General features: G+C 73.1%; 15 protein-coding genes and 1 tRNA gene. 14 read left to right on the plus strand and 2 right to left on the minus strand.

From position 1 onward, the window contains the following. The first annotated feature begins 16 nt into the window (after positions 1-16). From ABD347_RS22550 to ABD347_RS22560, 3 genes are read left to right on the plus strand one after another with little or no spacing between them, the layout of a single operon-like run. Positions 17-229, plus strand: coding sequence for a DUF4244 domain-containing protein (locus tag ABD347_RS22550; RefSeq protein WP_344364230.1), 213 nt, complete (start codon positions 17-19; stop codon positions 227-229). After that, positions 216-611, plus strand: coding sequence for a TadE family type IV pilus minor pilin (locus ABD347_RS22555; RefSeq protein WP_344364233.1), 396 nt, complete (start codon positions 216-218; stop codon positions 609-611). The genes ABD347_RS22550 and ABD347_RS22555 overlap by 14 nt, the downstream gene beginning before the upstream one ends. Further along, the gene (locus ABD347_RS22560; RefSeq protein WP_344364235.1) at positions 608-1,069 is read left to right on the plus strand and encodes an Rv3654c family TadE-like protein; all 462 of its coding nucleotides are present in this window, start codon (positions 608-610) and stop codon (positions 1,067-1,069) included. The genes ABD347_RS22555 and ABD347_RS22560 overlap by 4 nt, the downstream gene beginning before the upstream one ends. A gap of 363 nt (positions 1,070-1,432) precedes the next feature. Here ABD347_RS22560 and ABD347_RS22565 read toward each other — a convergent pair whose 3' ends face one another. Next, on the minus strand, positions 1,433-3,910 hold the full coding sequence (locus tag ABD347_RS22565) for a DEAD/DEAH box helicase (RefSeq protein ID WP_344364238.1): 2,478 nt from the start codon (positions 3,908-3,910) through the stop codon (positions 1,433-1,435). Positions 3,911-3,989: 79 nt separating this feature from the next. Here ABD347_RS22565 and ABD347_RS22570 point away from each other — a divergent pair, with 79 nt between their 5' ends. From ABD347_RS22570 to ABD347_RS22620, 11 genes are all read left to right on the plus strand, one after another. Further along, positions 3,990-4,343 carry an STAS domain-containing protein gene (locus ABD347_RS22570; protein WP_003967428.1) on the plus strand — a complete coding sequence of 118 codons (354 nt, stop codon included), beginning with the start codon at positions 3,990-3,992 and terminating at the stop codon, positions 4,341-4,343. A gap of 383 nt (positions 4,344-4,726) precedes the next feature. Further along, positions 4,727-5,185 carry an ATP-binding protein gene (locus ABD347_RS22575; RefSeq protein WP_344364240.1) on the plus strand — a complete coding sequence of 153 codons (459 nt, stop codon included), beginning with the start codon at positions 4,727-4,729 and terminating at the stop codon, positions 5,183-5,185. Positions 5,186-5,419: 234 nt separating this feature from the next. Then, positions 5,420-7,810: a sodium-translocating pyrophosphatase gene (locus ABD347_RS22580; protein ID WP_344364242.1), complete on the plus strand. Its 2,391-nt coding sequence runs from the start codon at positions 5,420-5,422 to the stop codon at positions 7,808-7,810. A 189-nt stretch (positions 7,811-7,999) separates the two neighbouring features. Next, positions 8,000-8,680, plus strand: a complete 681-nt coding sequence (locus ABD347_RS22585) for a small secreted protein (RefSeq protein ID WP_344364245.1) — start codon at positions 8,000-8,002, stop codon at positions 8,678-8,680. A gap of 133 nt (positions 8,681-8,813) precedes the next feature. Continuing rightward, complete coding sequence (locus ABD347_RS22590; protein ID WP_344364247.1) at positions 8,814-10,325, plus strand: DUF7059 domain-containing protein; 1,512 nt, start codon at positions 8,814-8,816, stop codon at positions 10,323-10,325. A gap of 942 nt (positions 10,326-11,267) precedes the next feature. Continuing rightward, on the plus strand, positions 11,268-11,465 hold the full coding sequence (locus tag ABD347_RS22595) for a hypothetical protein (protein ID WP_344364273.1): 198 nt from the start codon (positions 11,268-11,270) through the stop codon (positions 11,463-11,465). 260 nt (positions 11,466-11,725) lie between these two features. Beyond that, positions 11,726-14,572 (plus strand): type I DNA topoisomerase, encoded by a 2,847-nt coding sequence (gene topA / locus ABD347_RS22600; protein WP_344364250.1) that lies wholly within the window; start codon positions 11,726-11,728, stop codon positions 14,570-14,572. A 375-nt stretch (positions 14,573-14,947) separates the two neighbouring features. Continuing rightward, positions 14,948-18,181: a dTMP kinase gene (tmk, locus tag ABD347_RS22605; protein ID WP_344364252.1), complete on the plus strand. Its 3,234-nt coding sequence runs from the start codon at positions 14,948-14,950 to the stop codon at positions 18,179-18,181. Positions 18,182-18,279: 98 nt separating this feature from the next. Beyond that, on the plus strand, positions 18,280-19,485 hold the full coding sequence (locus tag ABD347_RS22610; protein ID WP_344364255.1) for a DNA polymerase III subunit delta': 1,206 nt from the start codon (positions 18,280-18,282) through the stop codon (positions 19,483-19,485). A gap of 53 nt (positions 19,486-19,538) precedes the next feature. Beyond that, on the plus strand, positions 19,539-21,077 hold the full coding sequence (locus ABD347_RS22615; RefSeq protein WP_344364256.1) for an alpha/beta hydrolase: 1,539 nt from the start codon (positions 19,539-19,541) through the stop codon (positions 21,075-21,077). A 73-nt stretch (positions 21,078-21,150) separates the two neighbouring features. Beyond that, a tRNA-Thr gene (locus ABD347_RS22620) sits at positions 21,151-21,224 on the plus strand. 138 nt (positions 21,225-21,362) lie between these two features. Here the strand turns inward: ABD347_RS22620 and ABD347_RS22625 are convergent. After that, positions 21,363-21,574, minus strand: a 212-nt coding sequence (locus tag ABD347_RS22625; protein WP_344364259.1) for a hypothetical protein, incomplete at its 5' end; no start/stop codon positions are given.

Genomic DNA, 21,574 nt, shown 5'->3' on the forward strand with positions numbered 1-21,574 from the left:
TGGTATGGGAAACCGGATGCTGAAGGTCCTGAAGGGCCTGAAGTCCGTGAAGGCCCGGGTGCGTCGGGCCGGAGGGGGTGGAGACGAGGGGATGTCCACCGCCGAGTACGCGATGGGGACACTCGCCGCGTGTGCGTTCGCGGCCGTGCTCTACAAGATCGTCACAAGTGACGTCGTGTCGGGCGGGCTGGAGTCGCTGATCGGGAGGGCGCTCAATGCCCCGTTCTGAAGCCGGCGGCGACCGCGGTTCGGTGACCGCCGAAGCGGCCACGGCCCTGCCGGCGCTGGTGCTCTTCACGATGGCGCTCGTGTGGGCGCTGACGGCGGCGGCCGCGCAGATCCAGTGCGTGGACGCGGCGCGGGCCGGGGCGCGGGCCGTGGCACGCTCCGAGCCGCGTGCGAAGGCGGTGGAGGCGGCCCGTTCGGCCGCGCCGAGCGGCGCCCGCGTGGCGGTGGAGCGCACCGGGGACCTGTGGCGCGTCCGGGTGGAGGCGCCCACGCCCGGGCCCGGAACTCTGGCGCTGACCCTCCGAGCGGAGGCGGCGGCGTTGGCCGAGGACACGGTGGGGGTGCCCGCGACGGCTCCGGACACGGTGGGGGTGGCTCCATGAGCCGCCCGGAGGCGGGCCGCCGTCACCCGGATCCGGCCTCCGACCCCGGCGGGGGCTCCGGCTCGGGCCCGTGGACGGACCGCTTCCCGGGCGCGCGGGAGCGCTCCGACCGTGGATCGGCGACGGTGTGGGCGGCGATGGCGGCCACCGTGATGTGCGCTGTCTTCGCGGCGATCCTCGCCCTGGGGCAGGCGGTGGCCGCCCGTCATCAAGCGGGGGGCGCCGCGGACCTCGCGGCGCTGGCTGCGGCGGACCGGGCGCTGTGGGGCGTGACCGACGCATGCGGGGCGGCGGCCCGGGTGGCGCGGGCGCAGGGGGCGGAAGTGGTGCTGTGCGCGGTACGCGGCGAGGTCGCGGATGTGACGGCACGGTCCCGGTTCGGGCCGTACGCGCCCACGGTGAGGGCGAGGGCGGGGCCTGCGCGGGAGCATTCGTGGCAGCCCGCGGCAGTGCCGTAGGGCACGGTGCCGTGCTCGCCCAGCGGGTCGTCGCCGTTGCCGCGTTGGCGGGGGCCGGGTGGGGGTCGGCCCGCTTGGGGCAGGCAGCCACGCGCGGGGAGGTGCGGACGGTCCGCGAGGACTCGGAGCTGCGGGTGCTACCAGCCAGGGGTCACCGGTGCGCCCCGCCATCGGGTGTCCTCGTCATCGGCGCGGCTGTCCCGCCACGGGCGGCCCCGGCCACGGGGCGGCCGGGGCCCCGGACCGGCGCCCCGGCCGACGCCGCAGTGGCACAGTGGCGCGGCGACCCGGCCGCACCGGCTGGCCCGGCCAGGGCACACCGCCCGTACCTGACCGGAGCGCTCGTGGCTCCGGGGCGCGCGGTCAGGCCGCGGGCGGGACCTCCCGGGGCGCTTCCGGGGCTCCCCGCAGCAGCTCCGTGAGGAGTCGGACAGCGCCCCGCTTGTGCAGCGGATCGTTGCCGTTGCCGCATTTGGGGGACTGGACGCACGAGGGGCAACCCGCCTCGCACTCGCAGGACGCGATGGCGTCACGGGTCGCGGTCAGCCACTCCCGCGCGGTGTGGAAGGCACGCTCCGCGAACCCGGCGCCGCCCGGGTGGCCGTCGTACACGAAGACCGTCGGCAGCAGCGTGTCCGGGTGGAGGGGGACGGACACCCCGCCGATGTCCCAGCGGTCGCACGTGGCGAAGAGCGGCAGCAGGCCGATGGAGGCGTGCTCGGCGGCGTGCAGGGCGCCGCCCAGCTGCTCGGGGTTCACCCGGGCGGCGTCCAGCTGGTCCTCGGTGACGGTCCACCACACGGCGCGGGTGCGCAGGGTGCGCGGCGGCAGGTCGAGCTTCGTCTCGCCCAGGACCTCGCCGGTGATCAGACGGCGGCGGAGGAAGGAGACGACCTGGTTGGTGACCTCGACGGACCCGTAGCACAGACGCCCGTCCCCCCAGGCGATCTCGGTGTCGGTCTCCAGCACGGAGATGGCGGTGGTGTCGCGGGCGGTGGTGGAGTACGGCGGGTTGGCCTCCTCGACCAGGGCGACCGATTCCTTGAGGTCCAGCTGCTTGACCAGGTAGGTCCTGCCCATGTGGAGGTGGACTGCGCCTTCGTGGACGGCGGCGTGGGCGGCCGGTTCGTCGACGGTGCCGAGCAGCCGGCCCGTGCCGGCCTCGACGATCTGGACAGGGCTGCCGCCCTCGCCCCGGATGTCGGCGAGGTCCGCGGCGCGTTCGCGACGGGTCCAGTACCACCCGGACGCCCGGCGCCGCAGCAGGCCTGCCGATTCGAGCTGGGGCAGCAGCTCCGGGACGGCCGGGCCGAACAGGGCCAGATCGGGTTCCGTGAGCGGTAGTTCCGCCGCCGCCGCGCACAGGTGGGGGGCGAGGACGTAGGGGTTGTCCGGGTCGAGGACGGTCGACTCGACCGGCTGGCGGAACAGCGCCTCCGGGTGATGGACGAGGAAGGTGTCCAGTGGGTCGTCGCGGGCCACCAGCACCGCGAGGGCTCCCTGCCCGGAGCGTCCGGCGCGGCCCGCCTGCTGCCACAGGGAGGCGCGGGTCCCCGGGTAGCCGGCGATCACCACGGCGTCCAGGCCCGACACGTCGATACCCAGCTCCAGGGCGGTCGTCGCGGCCAGGCCGAGGAGCTCACCGGAGTGCAGGGCCCGCTCCAGGGCCCGGCGCTCCTCCGGCAGGTAGCCGCCCCGGTAGGCGGCGACCCGCGCGGGCAGCGAGCGGTCGATCTCCGCGAGCCTCTCCTTGGCGATGACCGAGATCAACTCGGCACCGCGCCGGGAGCGCACGAAGGCGACCGACCGGACGCCCTGGACGGTCAGGTCCGTCAGGAGGTCGGCGGTCTCGGCCGTGGCGGTGCGGCGCACCGGGGCGCCCTGCTCGCCCTGGAGCTCGGTGAGCGGCGGCTCCCAGAGGGCGAAGACCAGCTCTCCGCGCGGCGAGGCGTCGTCGGCCACCTCCCGCACGGGCAGGCCGGTCAGCCGTCCGGCCGCCAGGGCCGGCTGGGCGGCGGTCGCGGAGGCGAGGAGGAACACGGGTGAGGAGCCGTAACGGGCGCAGACGCGGCGCAGACGGCGCAGTACCTGGGCGACGTGGGATCCGAAGACGCCCCGGTAGGTGTGGCACTCGTCGACGACCACGTAGCGCAGGGCGCGCAGGAAGGAGGACCAGCGCGGATGGGAGGGGAGTATGCCCCGGTGGAGCATGTCGGGGTTGGTCAGGACGTAGTTGGCGTACTGGCGGACCCACTCGCGTTCCTCGACGGGTGTGTCGCCGTCGTAGACGGCGGGCCGGATCCGGTTCCCCAGTGGTGCGGCGAGGGCCTTGACCGCACGTCGCTGGTCGGCCGCGAGGGCCTTGGTCGGCGAGAGGTACAGGGCGGTCGCGCCCCGGCCGTTGGGTGCCTCGGATCCGTCCAGCAGGGTGGACAGGACCGGCGCCAGGTAGGCGAGGGACTTGCCGGAAGCGGTACCGGTGGCGATGACGACGGACTCGCCGTCCAGCGCGTGCTCGGCGGCGGCGGCCTGGTGGGCCCAGGGGTGCTCGATACCCGCCGTATGGATGGCGTTGATCACTTCTGGACGGATGCGATCGGGCCAGACTGCATGGCGACCCGCTCTCGGGGGCAGGTGCTCCGTATGAGTGATGCGCGCAGCCCGGTTCGCCCCTGCGGCGAGCCGGTCGAGGACCGTACCGGGGGAGGGGCGGTTGTCCCCGCTCTCGGGGGGTCGACTGGGGCGGTGATTCATGGCCATCGGCACCGAGTGTGTCACCGGCGTGACGGACAATGCTCCCAAGGCGTCGTGCATGGCTGCTGGTAAGTGATTGAATGCCATCGCGGCTGGCGATCCGTCCCCTGGCTCCGTCCGGAGAATCCGAGGGGCGACCGCTCGATAGCAAGGTGCTGGAGGATCCGTGGACCTGTCCCTGTCGACTCGCAATGTGTCCGGCCCTGGTGGCGACCGTACGGTCGTCGAGGTCGGTGGCGAGATTGATGTGTATACCGCGCCCAAGCTGCGCGAGCAGTTGGTCGAGTTGGTGAATGACGGCAGCTATCACCTGGTCGTCGACATGGAGGGTGTGGACTTCCTCGACTCGACCGGCCTCGGCGTGCTGGTGGGCGGCCTGAAGCGCGTGCGCGCGCATGAGGGATCGCTGCGCCTGGTCTGCAACCAGGAGCGCATTCTCAAGATCTTCCGAATCACTGGTCTGACCAAGGTGTTCCCGATCCACACCACGGTCGACGAGGCCGTCGCGGCCACCGACTGAGTCGGCTCGCCGTACCGGTCGGCCGGCCCGCGCCGGGCCCGGTCAAGGCCGCGTCGGACCCGTTCGGCCCAGTCGGCCGTCCGGCGTCCGTTCGGTGCCGGTCCGGCGTTCGTCCGGCCGGACCCGTGTCGGGCCGGTCCGTGGTCGGCCGGGTCCGTCGGGACCCGCGCCCCGGCTCCGGTCCGGGCCGGTCACGCATGTGCCCGGATCCGGGCGGCGACCTTCGCGGTCGGCCGGCGAGCCCGTCGGCGGTCGGTGACCGACCGGGCGGCGGGTCCGGCCGGTGAACCGGCCGACCGGAGCAGGTTCGGGAGGAAGAGCAGGGTGCCGGGCGTCCAGCCCGGTCCTCTGAGAGGTTAGCCCGCACGACCGAGGGGGACCGCATGGCCACCGTTGAACTCCGCTTCAGCGCCCAGCCCGAGCACGTCAGGACCGCCCGTCTGGTGGCGGCCGCCGTGGCGCGCCGGGCCGGGGTCGACGAAGCCGTGCTGGACGAGGTCCGGCTCGCCGTCGGTGAGGCGTGCTCCCGAGCCGTCGGGCTGCACCGCAGCAACCACGTGGCCTCCCCGATCCGGGTCATGCTGACCGAGGAGGAGAAGACGTTCTCCATCGAGGTCGGTGACGAGGTTCCGGGCGCCGGTGTCGCGGCGGCCGACGCCGCCGGGGTCCCGGGCTCCCGCAGCGCCGCGCCGGTCGAGGAGTTCGACGACGCGGAGGGCGAGGACGAGATGGGCCTCGCGGTGATCACCGGGCTCGTCGACGACGTCGAGGTGTCGGCCGGCGAGACGGGCGGCGTCATCCGTATGACCTGGCCGACGAATGCCGCAGCCGTGCTGCCCTGACCGGACCCGCAGCGAAAAAAGGCCCTGCTGAGCAGGGCCTTTTTGTATTTCCTAGATCGTCCGCCGCGTGCCAACGGTCCAAAATCATTACTGCTTTCGAGTGGATTTCGCGCATCGCGCATTTGCCGACTGGCAAGCAGAGGTCAATTCTGTTCTACGGCGCTCTGTTTTGATCAGGTTCTGCTCCCTACAATCCGTCCACATCTTGAGCTCTTCTGACGTCAAGGAGGACGAATGGCGGGGCTCTTCACCACACAAGTGTCCGACCACCCGACTTCTCTCGCGGCCGCGGTCCTCACCGATGACAACCGGATCATCGTGGCCGTCGTCGCGGCCGTGGCCCTGGCCGCCCTGATCGTCGCCCAGCTGCTCGTACGGCAGGTACTGGCGGCCGGTGAGGGCACCGCCGCCATGAAAAAGATCGCGGCGGCCGTCCAGGAAGGCGCGAACGCCTATCTGGCCCGTCAGCTGCGGACCCTCGGAATCTTCGCGGTCGTCGTGTTCTTCCTGCTCATGCTGCTGCCCGCGGACGACTGGTCACAGCGTGCCGGACGATCATTGTTCTTCCTGGTGGGTGCGCTTTTCTCGGCGGTCACCGGTTACGTCGGCATGCGTCTCGCCGTACGGGCCAATGTGCGCGTCGCGGCCGCCGCGCGCGAGGCGACTCCGGCACCCGGGGAGCCGGAAAAGGACCTGACGACCGTCTCGCACAAAGCGATGAAGATCGCTTTTCGTACGGGTGGTGTGGTCGGCATGTTCACGGTGGGCCTCGGCCTGCTCGGCGCCTCCTGCGTGGTCCTCGTGTACGCGGCGGACGCCCCCAAGGTGCTCGAGGGCTTCGGTCTCGGCGCCGCGCTCATCGCGATGTTCATGCGTGTCGGCGGCGGCATCTTCACCAAGGCCGCGGACGTCGGCGCCGACCTCGTCGGCAAGGTGGAGCAGGGGATCCCCGAGGACGACCCGCGCAACGCCGCCACCATCGCCGACAACGTCGGGGACAACGTCGGCGACTGCGCGGGCATGGCCGCCGACCTGTTCGAGTCGTACGCCGTCACCCTGGTCGCCGCGCTGATCCTCGGCAAGGCGGCGTTCGGAGACCTCGGCCTCGCCTTCCCCCTGATCGTGCCGGCGATCGGCGTGGTCACCGCGATGATCGGCATCTTCGCGGTCGCCCCGCGGCGCGCCGACCGCAGCGGGATGGCCGCCATCAACCGCGGGTTCTTCATCTCCGCCGTGGTCTCCCTGGCGCTGGTGGCCGTCGCGGTCTTCATCTATCTCCCCTCCTCGTACGCCTCCCTCGAAGGCGTCACCGAGGCCGCCATCAGGACGCACGGCGGCGACCCGCGCGTCCTCGCTCTGGTGGCGGTCGCCATCGGCATCGTGCTGGCCGCCCTGATCCAGCAGCTGACCGGCTACTTCACCGAGACGACCCGCCGTCCCGTGAAGGACATCGGGAAGTCCTCCCTGACCGGGCCCGCCACCGTCGTCCTCGCCGGCATCTCCATCGGCCTGGAGTCCGCCGTCTACACCGCGCTGCTGATCGGCCTCTCGGTGTACGGGGCGTTCCTGCTCGGCGGCACGTCGATCACCCTGGCGCTGTTCGCCGTCGCCCTGGCCGGCACCGGTCTGCTCACCACCGTCGGCGTCATCGTCGCCATGGACACCTTCGGCCCGGTCTCCGACAACGCCCAGGGCATCGCCGAGATGTCCGGCGACGTCGAGGGCGCGGGCGCGCAGGTCCTCACCGACCTCGACGCCGTCGGCAACACCACCAAGGCCATCACCAAGGGCATCGCCATCGCCACGGCCGTACTGGCGGCGGCCGCGCTCTTCGGGTCGTACCGGGACGCCATCGCCACCGCCGTACGGGAGGTGGGAGCCAGGGCGACGGAGATGAACCTGACCATGGACATCTCCCAGCCCAACAACCTCGTCGGGCTGATCTTCGGAGCGGCGGTCGTCTTCCTCTTCTCCGGGCTGGCGATCAGCGCGGTGTCGCGGTCGGCGGGAGCGGTGGTCTACGAGGTGCGCCGGCAGTTCCGTGAGCACCCCGGGATCATGGACTACAGCGAGCAGCCGGAGTACGGGCGGGTCGTCGACATCTGCACCAAGGACGCCCTGCGTGAGCTGGCCACCCCCGGGCTGCTCGCCGTCATGGCGCCCATCGCCGTCGGGTTCACGTTCGGGGTGGGCGCTCTCGGCTCGTTCCTCGCGGGTGCCATCGGCGCCGGCACCCTGATGGCCGTCTTCCTCGCCAACTCCGGAGGCGCCTGGGACAACGCGAAGAAGCTCGTCGAGGACGGCCATTACGGCGGCAAGGGCAGCGAGGCGCATGCCGCCACCGTCATCGGTGACACGGTCGGCGACCCCTTCAAGGACACCGCCGGGCCGGCCATCAACCCCCTGCTGAAGGTGATGAACCTGGTGGCACTGCTGATCGCTCCCGCGGTCGTGCAGTTCAGCTACGGCGACGACGCCAGCGCGGGCGTACGGGCGGTGGTGGCGACGTTCGCCATCGTCGTCATCATCGGCGCCGTGTACGTGTCCAAACGGCGCACGGTCGCCATGGGTGACGAGGACAACAACCACACCCAGCGGGTCGCCAACAGGACGCCGACCGCGTAACCCCCGGTCAGGCCTCGGGCGGACGGAACGCCCTGACGTTCCGTCCGCCCGTACGGCCCACGCGGCGGTGAGCCTTCTCTCTCTAAGGCAAACGGTTGCAAAAGCGTACGAAACGGTCGCCCGACAAGCGAATGTCGCCCACTTGGCGTGTATGTTCCGGGGCCGAGAGCCTTGGAAGGGACCAAACCGGTGAACAAGAAGCTTGCGGCCGCACTGTCCGGCGGTGCGGTACTGGTGCTCGCACTGTCGGGCTGCAGCAGCGACGACGAGGGCGGCGAGAACAAAGTGGACGCCTGGGCCAAGAAGGTCTGCGACCAGGCGCAGCCGCAGATCCAGAAGAGGGCCAACGCCCAGCAGACCATCATCTCGACGGCGGCCGACGGAAAGCCCGCCGACATCCAGGCCGCCGACTCGAAGGCCTTCCAGGACATCGCCGACGCGGACAAGGCGCTCGCCAAGGCGGTGCGGGACGCCGGCGTACCGCCCGTCGAGAACGGCGAGAAGCTCCAGCAGGACGCGGTCAAGGAGCTCAACGCCACGGCCGTGGCGTACGAGGGCCTGAAGAAGCAGGTCGACGCGCTCGACCCGAAGAACCAGCAGAAGTTCGCCGACGGGCTGCAGGACGTCGCGGAGGGTCTGAAGAAGATCGAGAAGATGGACCAGGACGCGCTGGCCAAGCTGCAGTCCGGCCAGCTCGGCCAGGCGATGGCCAGGCAGCCGGGTTGCCGCAAGGCAGAGGCGTCGGTGCCGCCGACCGTCCCGCCGGCCAAGCCGGGCCCGGGCGCGTCCGCTTCGGCGAGCAAGGCCGCTCCGGCTTCCTCGTCCTCCTCGGCCTCGTCCTCCTCGGCCTCCGTCTCCCCGTCCTCCTGAACCTCCTGGGCGCTTCGGGCCTCCTGCGGTTCGCCTCCGTCCGCACCGTCGAGAGCGGACCCCGACCCGGCTCCCCGTGTGCGGGGGGCCGGGCCGCGCGCCGATTGTCAGTGGTGGCGGTCACAATGGGCAGGTGAGTACGACCAGCCTTACCGCCAGCCTCCCGGTGCCCGACCGCGCCGACCGCCTCCGCGACGCCCTGCTCGCCGCCGACTTCACCGCCGACGGCCTGCTCGAGCTGCTCGGCGCACCCGCCTACGCCGCGCTCGCACGCAGTGAGACGGTTCCCGCCCTGCGCGCCACCCGTGCGGACGGTCCGCTCGCCACGCTCGTCCGCCTCTTCCTCCTCCAGCGTCCCGTGTCGCCCGCAGGGGCCCGCGCCGTGCTGCCGCTGGAGGAGGCGCTCACCGACGGGTGGGTGGTGGAGGACGGCGATGGGATCCGCGCCACCGTGGACGTCCGGCCGTACGGCGGTCCCGAGGGCCAGGACTGGTTCATCGTCTCCGACCTGGGCTGCGCCGTGGGGGGCGCGGCCGGGGCGAGCGGTCGCGGCGAGGGTGTGGTCCTCGGGGTGGGCGGCGCGTCCACGACGCTCGCCGGGATCACCGTCCGTACGCCCGTCGCCTCGGCCCTGGACCTCGGCACCGGGTCCGGCATCCAGGCGCTGCACGCCGCGCAGCACGCCACGCGGGTGACGGCGACCGACCTGAACCCGCGGGCGCTGGAGTTCGCCCGGCTCACGCTGGCGCTGTCCGGGGCGCCGGAGGCCGACCTGCGCACCGGTTCGCTGTTCGAGCCGGTGGCCTCGGAGACGTACGACCTGATCGTGTCGAACCCGCCGTTCGTGATCTCGCCCGGCGCCCGGCTGACCTACCGGGACGGTGGGATGGGCGGGGACGATCTGTGCCGGTCGCTCGTCCAGCAGGCGGGGGAGCGGCTGAACGACGGGGGCTTCGCGCAGTTCCTCGCCAACTGGCAGCACGTGGAGGGCGAGGACTGGCAGGAGCGGGTGCGCTCCTGGGTGCCGCGCGGGTGCGACGCCTGGATCGTGCAGCGCGAGGTCCAGGACGTGACGCTGTACGCCGAGTTGTGGCTGCGGGACGCCGGCGACCACCGCGACGACCCGGAGCGGTACGCGGAGCGGTACGAGGCGTGGCTGGACGAGTTCGAGGAGCGCGGGACCAAGGCGGTCGGTTTCGGCTGGATCACCCTCCGCAAGTCCGGCGCGGAGGAGCCGTCCATCGTCGTCGAGGAGTGGCCGCACCCGGTGGAGCAGCCGCTCGGCGAGGCGGTACGGGCCCATTTCGCGCGCCAGGACTACCTGCGCACGCGGGACGACGCCGGGCTGCTCGCCGACCACTTCGTCCTGGTGCCCGAGGTGACGCAGGAGCAGGTCGGGCTGCCGGGTGCGGAGGATCCGGAGCATGTGGTGCTCCGCCAGAACCGCGGTATGCGCCGCGCGACCAAGGTGGACGCCGTCGGCGCGGGCTTCGCGGGGGTGTGTGACGGGACGCTCGACGCGGGGCGGATCCTGGACGCCATCGCCCAGTTGATGGGCGAGGACCCGGTCCTGCTGCGGGACCGTACGCCGCAGGCGATCCGGCTGCTGGTGGAGGAAGGGTTCCTGGAGCCGGCGGGGACATGACGGTGGGGCGCGCCCGGCACGGCGGGGGGACGCGGGGGCGTGAACCGGCCAATATTGGCCTCGATCCCGACATATCCGGGACGCCCGATGGGTAAGCGCCGACGACGGGCTGAGGGCCACCACCCCGGCGCGGCCCGCCCGCGCCCGGCTGCGCCCCCAGCGCCCGGCGCGCTGCGGCCCGCCCGGCCACGGTGCGGCGCGCCGCCCTCGTCGGACGCGGTCCGGCCCCGCCCGCCATCGGCTCGGCGCCCCGTCGCGCGCTCGCCCGACCCGGCCGCAGAGCCCCGCGTCGGCGCAGCCCGGCCCGCCATCGGTCCACCGCCCCCTCGCCCGCTCGGCGCCCTGCTCGGCCCGGGCGCGTCAGCCCGACGCCCCAGCCCGCTCGGTGCCCTTTCCGGGTAGGGCGCCTCCCACCTGCTCGGCCCTTCCTCCGCGGGCGCCACCCCGCCCCGGCGCCCGTCATCGGCCCGCCGCCCTCGTCGGCGCGGTCCGGCCCAGCGCCCGCCATCGGCTCGCCGCCCCCGCCCGGCGCGGCGTCCCTCGCCCGGCCCGTCAGCCCGCCGCCCCCATCCCGCCGCCCCCCACCCCCGGTCGTCGACGTACTCACCGCCCCGCCCCGCCCCGCCCCGCCCGGCGCCCCCGCCACCGACCCGCCAGCCCACCGCCCCCGTCGTCGACGTGCCCACCTCAGTCGCCGCCCCCACCTCCGTCGCCGCCCCCACCCCCGTCGACGAACGTCCCCGCCCCCCCGTCATCGACGCGCCCGTCGCCGGCCGCCAGGGCGGCCCGCCCGGCGGGGTGCCGGCGCGGGGGGGAGCCGCGTGGGTGAACCCGTGGCGCGCGGCCCGTGCCGTTCACCCGCAATTCGCGCTCACGACGCCCTCAGGTGTCAGCCTCGCCCCAGGGGCAACCATGCGGATCATCGAGAAACGGGGTACGGGCATGGAGAGCGGACCGGCCATCTTCGCCGGCGCGGCGTTCACGCTGTTCGGAGCGGGGCTCCTGCTGTGGACCGGGTCACGTGCGCTGCACCGGGCGCCGGTCGCGCACGGAGTGAACCCGACGGCGGCGATCACGTTCGCGGCCTCCATGGGAGCGGCTTTCGTGATTCTCGGCGTGTGGTGTTTCGGCCGCGTCTGACGGCGCACGGAATGAGGGGCTCCGGGTCCTGAGGGGAGTCCGGGCGCAGGAATGCCCGGACTCGGGTTACCGTTCGAGTGGCCGTTGCGGTCTTTTGCCGTTTGACACGGGGGCGGGTTGTACCGTCACACTCCGCAGCGACAGCAGCGTCAGAGCACGGCGTCACGTCAGCAGCAGTGCGCAGTGCGCCAGCAGTGCACGCGGTGCGACCACACCGCGCGGCACGCGCCACCGAGCGTCGACCGGAGAGAAGAGCGAAGTTGTCCCCGACCAGCGAGACCGCACAGGGCGGCCGCCGACTCGTCATCGTCGAGTCGCCTGCCAAGGCGAAGACGATCAAGGGCTACCTCGGCCCCGGCTACGTCGTCGAGGCGAGCGTCGGGCACATCCGCGACCTCCCCAACGGCGCCGCCGAGGTGCCCGAGAAGTACACCGGTGAGGTGCGCCGCCTGGGCGTGGACGTCGAGCACGACTTCCAGCCCATCTATGTCGTCAACGCCGACAAGAAGGCCCAGGTCAGGAAGCTCAAGGAGCAGCTGGCCGAGTCCGACGAACTCTTCCTCGCCACCGATGAGGACCGCGAGGGCGAGGCCATCGCCTGGCACCTGCTCGAAGTCCTCAAGCCCAAGGTCCCGGTCCACCGGATGGTCTTCCACGAGATCACCAAGGAGGCCATCCGGGCCGCCGTCGCCAACCCGCGCGAGCTGAACAAGCGCATGGTCGACGCCCAGGAGACCCGCCGGATCCTCGACCGCCTGTACGGCTACGAGGTCTCGCCGGTCCTGTGGAAGAAGGTCATGCCCCGGCTGTCCGCCGGCCGGGTGCAGTCCGTCGCCACCCGCCTCGTCGTCGAGCGGGAGCGCGAGCGCATCGCCTTCCGCTCGGCCGAGTACTGGGACCTGACCGGCACCTTCGCCACCGGCCGCACCGGTGACGCGTCCGACCCGTCGAACCTCGTCGCGCGCCTCGCCACGGTCGACGGCCGCCGTGTCGCGCAGGGCCGTGACTTCGGCCCCGACGGCCGGCTGAAGGCCGCCTCCGGCCAGGTGCTGCACCTCGACGAGGCGAACGCCCGCGCCCTGGCCGCCGCGCTCGCCGACACGTCGTTCAGCGTCCGCTCCGTCGAGTCGAAGCCGTACCGCCGCTCCCCGTACGCGCCCTTCCGCACCACCACCCTCCAGCAGGAGGCCAGCCGCAAGCTCGGCTTCGGTGCCAAGGCGACCATGCAGGTCGCGCAGAAGCTGTACGAGAACGGCTTCATCACCTACATGCGTACGGACTCGACCATCCTGTCCGACACCGCCGTCGCGGCGGCCCGGGCCCAGGTCACGCAGCTGTACGGCGCCGACTACCTGCCCGACGCGCCGCGCGTGTACGCCGGCAAGGTCAAGAACGCGCAGGAGGCGCACGAGGCGATCCGCCCCTCGGGTGATCGTTTCCGCACCCCGGCGGAGACCGGTCTGACCGGTGACCAGTTCAAGCTGTACGAGCTGATCTGGAAGCGGACCGTCGCCTCCCAGATGAAGGACGCCGTCGGAAACTCCGTCACCGTCAAGATCGGCGGCCGGGCGGCCGACGGCCGGGACGCCGAGTTCTCCGCGTCCGGCAAGACGATCACCTTCCACGGCTTCATGAAGGCGTACGTCGAAGGCGCCGACGACCCGAACGCGGAGCTCGACGACCGCGAGCGCCGGCTTCCGCAGGTCGCCGAGGGCGACGTGCTGACCGCCGAGGAGATCACGGCGGACGGCCACGCCACCAAGCCGCCGGCCCGCTACACCGAGGCCTCACTGGTCAAGGAGCTGGAAGAGCGCGAGATCGGCCGCCCGTCGACATACGCGTCGATCATCGGCACGATCCTCGACCGCGGCTACGTCTTCAAGAAGGGCACGGCCCTCGTCCCGTCCTTCCTCTCCTTCGCCGTCGTCAACCTGCTGGAGAAGCACTTCGGCCGGCTCGTCGACTACGACTTCACGGCGAAGATGGAGGACGACCTCGACCGCATCGCGCGCGGCGAGGCGCAGGCCGTGCCGTGGCTGAGGCGCTTCTACTTCGGCGAGGGCGACGCCGCCGCCGGGCGCGCCGCCGACGCCGGCAACGGCGACGGCGACCACCTCGGGGGCCTCAAGGAACTCGTCACCGACCTCGGCGCGATCGACGCCCGCGAGATCTCCTCCTTCCCCGTCGGGAACGGCATCGTGCTGCGCGTCGGCCGTTACGGCCCGTACATCGAGCGCGGTGAGAAGGACGCGGAGGGCCACCAGCGGGCGGACGTCCCGGAGGAACTGGCGCCCGACGAGCTGACGGTCGAGCTCGCGGAAGAGCTGCTGGCCAAGCCGAGCGGCGACTTCGAGCTGGGTACGGACCCGGCGACCGGCCACCAGATCGTCGCCAAGGACGGGCGCTACGGCCCGTACGTCACGGAGATCCTGCCCGAGGGCACCCCGAAGACCGGCAAGAACGCGGTGAAGCCGCGTACGGCCTCCCTCTTCAAGTCGATGGCCCTGGACACGGTGACCCTGGAGGACGCGCTGCGCCTGATGTCGCTGCCGCGCGTGGTGGGCACCGACGCCGAGGGCGTCGAGATCACGGCGCAGAACGGCCGCTACGGCCCGTACCTGAAGAAGGGCACGGACTCGCGCTCGCTGGAGAACGAGGAGCAGCTCTTCACGATCACGCTGGACGAGGCCCTGGCGATCTACGCCCAGCCGAAGCAGCGTGGACGCGCGGCCGCCAAGCCCCCGCTGAAGGAACTGGGTACGGACCCGGTCAGCGAGCGCCCGGTGGTCGTGAAGGACGGCCGGTTCGGGCCGTACGTCACGGACGGCGAGACGAACGCGACGCTGCGGACCGGCGACAGCGTGGAGACGATCACGCCGGAGCGCGGGTACGAGCTGCTGGCGGAGAAGCGGGCGAAGAGCCCGGCGAAGAAGACCGCCAAGAAGGCGGCGGCCAAGAAGGCGCCGGCGAAGAAGACGGCCGCGAAGAAGACGACGACGGCCAAGAAGACGGCCGCGAAGAAGACGACCACGGCCAAGAAGACGACTGCCAAGAAGACGGCCACGGCGAAGACGACCGCGGTGGCGAAGGCCTCGTCGGACGACTGATCGGGCGGGGCCGGGCGGCCTTCCCGTCGCCCGCCCGCCTCCCGACGCCCCTCACCGGCCACCCGTCCTCGCGGCATCTGTCACCCACGTCCCTCCCCGGCCCCCGCCGCCCGCCATCCGGCCGGATCCTCCGGCACAGCGGCCGGTCCGCAGCGCCCCGTCCGCACGGCGGCCGACCACCGCGGGTGGCGGGACGGCAGTCCGGCGGTACGGGCGGCAGTCCGGCGGTACGGGCGGGCCCGCCGTTCCGGGGGCAGGCCCCGTCCCGGCGGCGGCGCCGTCCCGCAGGGCGGGAAGGCACGTTCCGAGGCCGTGGCCAGTCATTTGTTCGGGCGGGGACGACTGGGTGTCACTCCGTCCGGATAGGCTGAGGGGATGACGCGAGCCGAGCAGCCAACGGTCTTGAGCCCCACCTCAGACTCCGACGCCGCACTTGCCGCGGACTCCCGCGAGCGCGCCGTACGGGCCCTGTTGCGCAACCCGCCGCTGAAGCGGTTGTGGGGCGCGCACCTCGTCGGCGGTGTCGGTGACGCCCTCGCCCTGTTCGTCCTGGTGCTCCTGGCGCTGCAGGCGGCAGTCGTCGAGGGAGCCTTCGGAGGCGGGTACCGGGGTGCGGCCTTCGCGGTCGCCGCGGTCTTCGGGGCGCGGATCCTGTCCACGCTCCTCTTCGGCGCCGTCCTGCTCGGCCCGCTGACGACGCTCACCGCTCCCAAGGGCCCCCTGGACCGCCGCTGGACCATGGTGGGTGCCGACGGCACACGGGTCGCGCTGCTGGTCGTCGCGCCGCTGTGGATCGACTGGACACCCGGCAAGGCCCTCGCGTTCCTGCTGGGCACCGTGTTCCTGACCGGGGTCGCCGAGCGCTTCTGGACCGTCGCCAGGGAAGGCGCGGCCCCCGCGCTGCTGCCCGCCCCGCCCCCGGAGGGCGCCGTCGTGCGGCCCCTGCCCGACCACATGGACGCGCTGCGGCGGCTGTCCCTGCGTACGGGCTTCGCCGCCGTCCCCGGCGCCGCGGCCGTGCTCCTCGTCGCCACGCTCATCAGCAACCTGCTCGGTACGGGCATCGCCTGGTTCTCCACCCACCAGGCGGCCCTCGGCTCGTACGTGGCGGCCGGGCTGTTCGCCGCGTCCGTCTCCGTCCTGTACTTCCTGGAACTGCCCGACACCCAGACCCCGCGTCCCCGCTCCCCGCTGGAGGGTCTGCGCCGCCCCTCGACCGGAACCGGCGTCGACAAGGGCCGTACGGGAGCGATACCGCTGCTCGTGCTCGCCTGCGCGGCCGTGGCCGGCGCCGTCGCGTCCGCCACCGCCGTCGCGGTCCTGCACGCCAGGGACCTCGGCGGCGGCCCGGTCGCGTTCGCGCTCCTCGTACTGGCGCTGATCGGCGGCACGGGCCTCGGTATCCGCCGGGCCCGCTCCGTGCTGCCCGCCCTCTCCCGCCGCCGCCTGCTGGCGCTGGCCCTCGCCGCCACGGGTGTCGCCCTCCTCGCGCTCGGGCTGGTGCCCGACACGGCGACCGTGCTGTTCATCGCGGTCGGCGCGGGCTTCACCGCCGGCGTCGCGGCCAACACCGGGCACACCCTGCTGGACCAGGAGACGGAGGAGTTCCGGCGGCCGCGGCTGACCGAACACCTCCACGCCGTCGTACGGGTCTCCATCGCGCTCGGCGCGCTCGCCGCCCCGCTGCTGGCGGCCGCGATCGGCCCGCACCGGCTCGCCGGCGGTGACTTCGTCTTCGCCCACGGCGGCGCGGCCTTCACACTCATGCTGGCCGGCGCCCTGCTGCTGCCCGTCGCGGCCCTGGTACTGGCCAGGACCGACGACCGCTCCGGGGTGCCGCTCCGCCGCGACCTGCGGGACGCGCTGCGCGGCGGGGACCCGGCACAGGCCCCGTCGAGGACCGGCTTCTTCATCGCCCTGGAAGGCGGCGACGGGGCCGGCAAGTCCACGCAGGTGGAAGCGCTGGCCGAGTGGATCAGGGCCAAGGGCCACGAGGTGGTCGTCACCCGCGAACCGGGCGCCACCCCGATCGGCAAGCGGCTGCGCTCGATCCTCCTCGACGTCTCCAGCGCCGGGCTGTCCAACCGCGCGGAGGCGCTGCTGTACGCCGCCGACCGCGCCGAACACGTCGACTCGCTGGTCCGCCCCGCCCTGGAGCGCGGCGCCGTCGTCATCTCCGACCGGTACATCGACTCGTCCGTGGCCTACCAGGGCGCGGGCCGCGACCTGTCCCCGACCGAGATCGCCCGTATGTCCCGCTGGGCGACCAGCGGTCTCGTCCCGCACCTCACCGTCCTGCTGGACGTCTCGCCGGAGACCGCGCGGGAGCGGTTCACGGAGGCGCCGGACCGGCTGGAGTCGGAGCCCGCCGAGTTCCACCGGCGCGTACGGGCGGGTTTCCTCGCCCTCGCGGCGGCCGACCCCGGCCGCTACCTGGTGGTGGACGCGGGCCAGGCGCCGGAGACGGTCACCACCGTCGTACGCCACCGGCTCGACCAGTTGCTGCCGCTCTCCGAGGCCGAGGTCAAGGCCATGGAGGCGGCACGGAAGGCAGCCGAGGAGGAAGCCCGGCGCAAGGCCGAGGAAGAGGCGGCGCGCAAGGCCGAGGAGGAGCGCCTGGAGCGGGAGCGCCAGGAGCAGCTCGCCAAGCTGCGCGCCGAGGAGGAGGAGCGCAAGCGCCGCGAGGAGGAAGAGGCGCGGCAGCGCGAGGCGGAACGGCAGGCCGAGGAGGCCCGGCGCCGCGCGGAGGAGGCACGCCGGCTCGCCGAGGAGGAGCGGCGGCGCCGCGAGGCCGAGGACAAGGCGCGCCGCGAGGAGCAGGAGCGGCTGCGCCTGCTCAAGGAGGAGCAGGAGCGGCTGCGGGCCGAGGCCGAGGCGCGGCGCCTGGAGAAGCAGCGCAAGGCGGAGGAGGCCCTGCTGCGCGCTGAGGAGGCGCGGAAGCTCGCGGAGGCGGCGGCCGCCGCTTCGGCAGCCGCGTCGGTGGCGGCGTCCGCCACGGAGACGACCGTGCCGACACCGGTGGTCAACCCGGACCAGGAGACGCAGGAGGTCCCGGCGCCGCGCGTCAACATGCGCAAGGACGACGAGCAGCGCGTCAACATGCGCAAGGACGACGACGAGACCACCCTCCTGCCGCCCGTGCGGGGCGCGGCCCCGGCCGACGACGAGACGACCGTCCTGCGGCCGGTGCGCGACACCGGGCCGGCCCCTGCCGCCGGACCGGCCGACGCCGAGGAGACGGCCGTCCTCCGGCCCGTACGCGACACCGCGCCCTCCGACGCCGAGGAGACGGCCGTCCTCCGGCCCGTACGCGACACCGCGCCCTCCGACGCCGAGGAGACCGCCGTCCTCCCGCCCGTACGGGGCGGGCGGCCCGCCGACCGCGTGCCGCCGGGGTTCTTCCGGGACGAGGAGCCGGGCAGGGCGGGCGCCGAGCGGACCCGGGAGCTGCCGCAGGTCGACGAGGAGGGCCGGCCCCGCCGCCGCTCGGACTGGGCGGAGGAGACCCCGCTGGACGACCTGCCGACCCTCGCGGACGAACTGCTCGGCCCGCACGACGACGAGGACCGGGGGCGCGGCGGCGACCGCCCCCGCCGCCCCCGGCGCTGACGCCCCGGAGGGCGGGCGTCCGTTGTCGGACCCCTCCCTCACAATGGGAAGCCGGAACGAGCAGCCGGACCGATACGCAAGCAGGAAGGCGGTGACCCGTGCCCGTATGGGACGACCTGGTCGGCCAGGACCGTGTCCAGGAGCAGTTGCGCGCCGCCGCCCGTGACGCCGACGCGCTCGTCACCGCCGACGCGGGCGGCACCGCGGCGCCCGAGGCGTCGCAGATGACGCACGCATGGCTGTTCACCGGTCCGCCCGGTTCCGGGCGGACCACCGCCGCCCGGGCGTTCGCCGCCGCCCTCCAGTGCGTCAGCCCCGACCGGGCGCTGGGCGGGGAGCCGGGCTGCGGGTTCTGCGACGGGTGCCACACGGCCCTGGTGGGCACCCACGCGGATGTCTCGACGGTCGCCGCCGTGGGCACCCAGATCCTGGTCGACGACATGCGCGACACCGTCCGCAAGTCGTTCACGTCACCCGCGAACGGCCGCTGGCAGGTCATCCTCGTCGAGGACGCCGAACGGCTGAACGAGAAATCGGCCAACGCCGTCCTGAAGGCGGTGGAGGAGCCCGCCCCCCGCACGGTGTGGATGCTGTGCGCCCCGTCCATCGAGGACGTCCTGCCCACCATCCGCTCCCGCTGCCGCCACCTCACCCTGCGCACACCGCCGGTCGAGGCCGTCGCCGACGCCCTGATCCGGCGGGACGGCATCGAGCCGGAGGCCGCGTACGCCGCCGCCCGCGCCACCCAGGGCCACATCGACCACGCCCGCCGTCTCGCCACCGACGAGCGTGCCCGGGCCCGCCGGGCCACGGTCCTCAAGCTGCCCCTGCGGGTGGCGGACATCGGCGGCTGCCTCAAGGCCGCGCAGGAGCTGATCGACGCGGCGTCCGAGGACGCCAAGGAGGTCGCCGAGGGCACCGACGCCAAGGAGACCGAGGAGATGAAGGCCGCCCTCGGCGGCGCCCCCGGCGGGAGGATGCCGCGCGGCACGGCGGGTGTGATGAAGGAGCTGGAGGACAAGCAGAAGCGCCGCCGGACCCGTACGCAGCGCGACAGCCTGGACCTGGCCCTCGGCGAGCTGACCAGCTTCTACCGCGACGTCCTGGCGCTCCAGCTCGGTTCGGGCGCCGCCCTCGCCAACCAGGACGTGCGGGACGTGCTGGACCGGATGGCCCGCGAGTCGACCCCCGAGCGGACCCTGCGCCGGATCGAAGCGGTGCTCGCCTGCCGCGAGGCCATGGACCGCAATGTCGCGCCGCTGCTCGCGGTGGAGGCCATGACCATGGCCCTGCGGGCGGGGTAACCCGTACGAGTAGTCACGGACACAAGAAGTGAGCGTGCGGATACGCTCCGGTCATGGACTCACGCCGTCTGCTCCGCACGTCCGCCGTCTCCCTCTCCGTCTTCGGCCTGCTCCTCGCGGGCTGTACGGAAGCGGGTACGACACCGGCCGCCTCCGCCCCGGCCCCGCCCTCGGCCGCCCCGGCCGAGCGGCTCAAGGCGTACTACGGCCAGCGGCTGACCTGGCGCGCGTGCGGCGTCCCCGGCTTCGAGTGCGCCACGATGAAGGCGCCGCTCGACTACGCCGACCCCGACGGCGAGCAGATCAAGCTGGCCGTGTCCCGGATCAAGGCCACCGGGCCCGGCAAGCGCCTCGGCTCGCTGCTGGTCAACCCGGGAGGCCCGGGCGGCTCGGCCGTGGGCTACCTCCAGGCGTACGCGGGTGTCGGCTACCCCGCCCCCGTCCGCGCCCGCTACGACATGGTCGCCGTCGACCCGCGTGGCGTCGCCCGCAGCGAGCCCGTCCGGTGCCTGGACGGCCCGCAGATGGACGCGTACACGCAAGTGGACCAGACCCCCGACGACGACGGTGAGATCGCCCGCCTCGCCACCGCCTTCAAGGACTTCGCCGCCGGCTGCCAGAAGCGCTCCGGCCGCGTCCTGCCGCACGTCTCCACGGTCGAGACCGCCCGCGACATGGACATCCTCCGCGCGGTGCTCGGCGACGAGCGGCTGAACTTCGTCGGCGCCTCGTACGGCACCTTCCTCGGCGCCACGTACGCCGAACTCTTCCCCTCCCGTACCGGCAGGCTCGTGCTGGACGGGGCGATGGACCCGTCCCTGCCCACCGCCGAGCTCAACCGCGACCAGACGGCCGGCTTCGAGACGGCCTTCCAGTCCTTCGCCGAGGACTGCGTCAAGCAGGCGGACTGCCCGCTGGGCACCGAGTCGCCCGCCGCCGCGGCCAAGCGCCTCAAGGCCTTCTTCGCCGAACTCGACGCCCGGCCCGTCCCGACCGGTGAGGGCCGTCGGCTCGGCGAGGCCCTGGCCACCACGGGTGTGATCGCCGCCATGTACGACGAGTCCGCCTGGCCGCAACTGCGCGAGGCCCTGACCCGGGCGATGGGCGGCGAGGGCTCCGCCCTGCTGGCGCTGGCCGACAGCTACTACGAGCGCGAGGACGACGGCACGTACTCGAACCTGATGCACGCCAACGCCGCCGTGAACTGCCTGGACCAGCCCCCCGCCTTCACTCGCCCCGCCCAGGCCGCCGCCGCCGTCCCGTCCTTCGAGAAGGCGTCCCCCGTCTTCGGTGAAGGCCTGGCCTGGGCATCGCTGAACTGCGCGTACTGGCCGGTCAAGGCCACCGGCACCGCCCACCGCATCCAGGCGGACGGCGCCCCGCCCATCCTCGTCGTCGGCACCACCCGCGACCCGGCCACCCCCTACAAGTGGGCGAAGTCCCTCGCGGCCCAGCTCTCCTCCGGCACCCTGCTCACCTACGACGGCGACGGCCACACCGCGTACGGCCGCGGCAGCGACTGCGTCGACACCGCCATCAACACCTACCTCCTCGACGGCACGGTCCCCCCGCCCGGGAAGCGCTGCCGCTGACGCGTGTGCGAGGCACCCCCTGGACCTGTGTAGACTTGTCCCGCTGCTGCACCCCCAGGGGATCGCAGGGTGTGCCGCCTTAGCTCAGTTGGCCAGAGCAACGCACTCGTAATGCGTAGGTCTCGGGTTCGAATCCCGAAGGCGGCTCGGATCAGCCCCAGGACTCACTCGCCGTGACCTGGGGCTTTTTCATGTGCGGATGCGACGTCGGAGCCCTGAGCGAGCCGCTTGGCTGTCCCTGGTCCCAGTCCGCGTGCAGCGCTCCACGTTCGCGGCCGTCGCGCGTCAGGTACTCATGCGTCCACAGGAGCGCGTAGTGGTTGTGGTCGCTGAGGAGTAGCGAAGGTTGGCGTGAGATCCCTGGTCGAAGGCCACGACCTGGGACACCACACAACGGGCTTGGAGCCGGGCCTCCGCGCGGAGCAGTCGGCGGGTGGGGCCGGGGTAGCCGGTCAGCCGGTCCAGAAGTGCCACCAGCGGGTCAGGATCAGCATCCC

The sequence above is a fragment of the Streptomyces gobitricini genome (assembly GCF_039532985.1).
GTDB lineage: Bacteria > Actinomycetota > Actinomycetes > Streptomycetales > Streptomycetaceae > Streptomyces > Streptomyces gobitricini.

Coding starts and splice junctions, on each gene's coding strand:
- ABD347_RS22550 (WP_344364230.1), top strand. CDS start 17: ATGCTGAAGGTCCTGAAGGGCCTGAAGTCCGTGAAGGCCCGGGTGCGT.
- ABD347_RS22555 (WP_344364233.1), top strand. CDS start 216: ATGCCCCGTTCTGAAGCCGGCGGCGACCGCGGTTCGGTGACCGCCGAA.
- ABD347_RS22560 (WP_344364235.1), top strand. CDS start 608: ATGAGCCGCCCGGAGGCGGGCCGCCGTCACCCGGATCCGGCCTCCGAC.
- ABD347_RS22565 (WP_344364238.1), bottom strand. CDS start 3,910: ATGGCATTCAATCACTTACCAGCAGCCATGCACGACGCCTTGGGAGCA.
- ABD347_RS22575 (WP_344364240.1), top strand. CDS start 4,727: ATGGCCACCGTTGAACTCCGCTTCAGCGCCCAGCCCGAGCACGTCAGG.
- ABD347_RS22580 (WP_344364242.1), top strand. CDS start 5,420: ATGGCGGGGCTCTTCACCACACAAGTGTCCGACCACCCGACTTCTCTC.
- ABD347_RS22595 (WP_344364273.1), top strand. CDS start 11,268: ATGGAGAGCGGACCGGCCATCTTCGCCGGCGCGGCGTTCACGCTGTTC.
- tmk (WP_344364252.1), top strand. CDS start 14,948: ATGACGCGAGCCGAGCAGCCAACGGTCTTGAGCCCCACCTCAGACTCC.
- ABD347_RS22615 (WP_344364256.1), top strand. CDS start 19,539: ATGGACTCACGCCGTCTGCTCCGCACGTCCGCCGTCTCCCTCTCCGTC.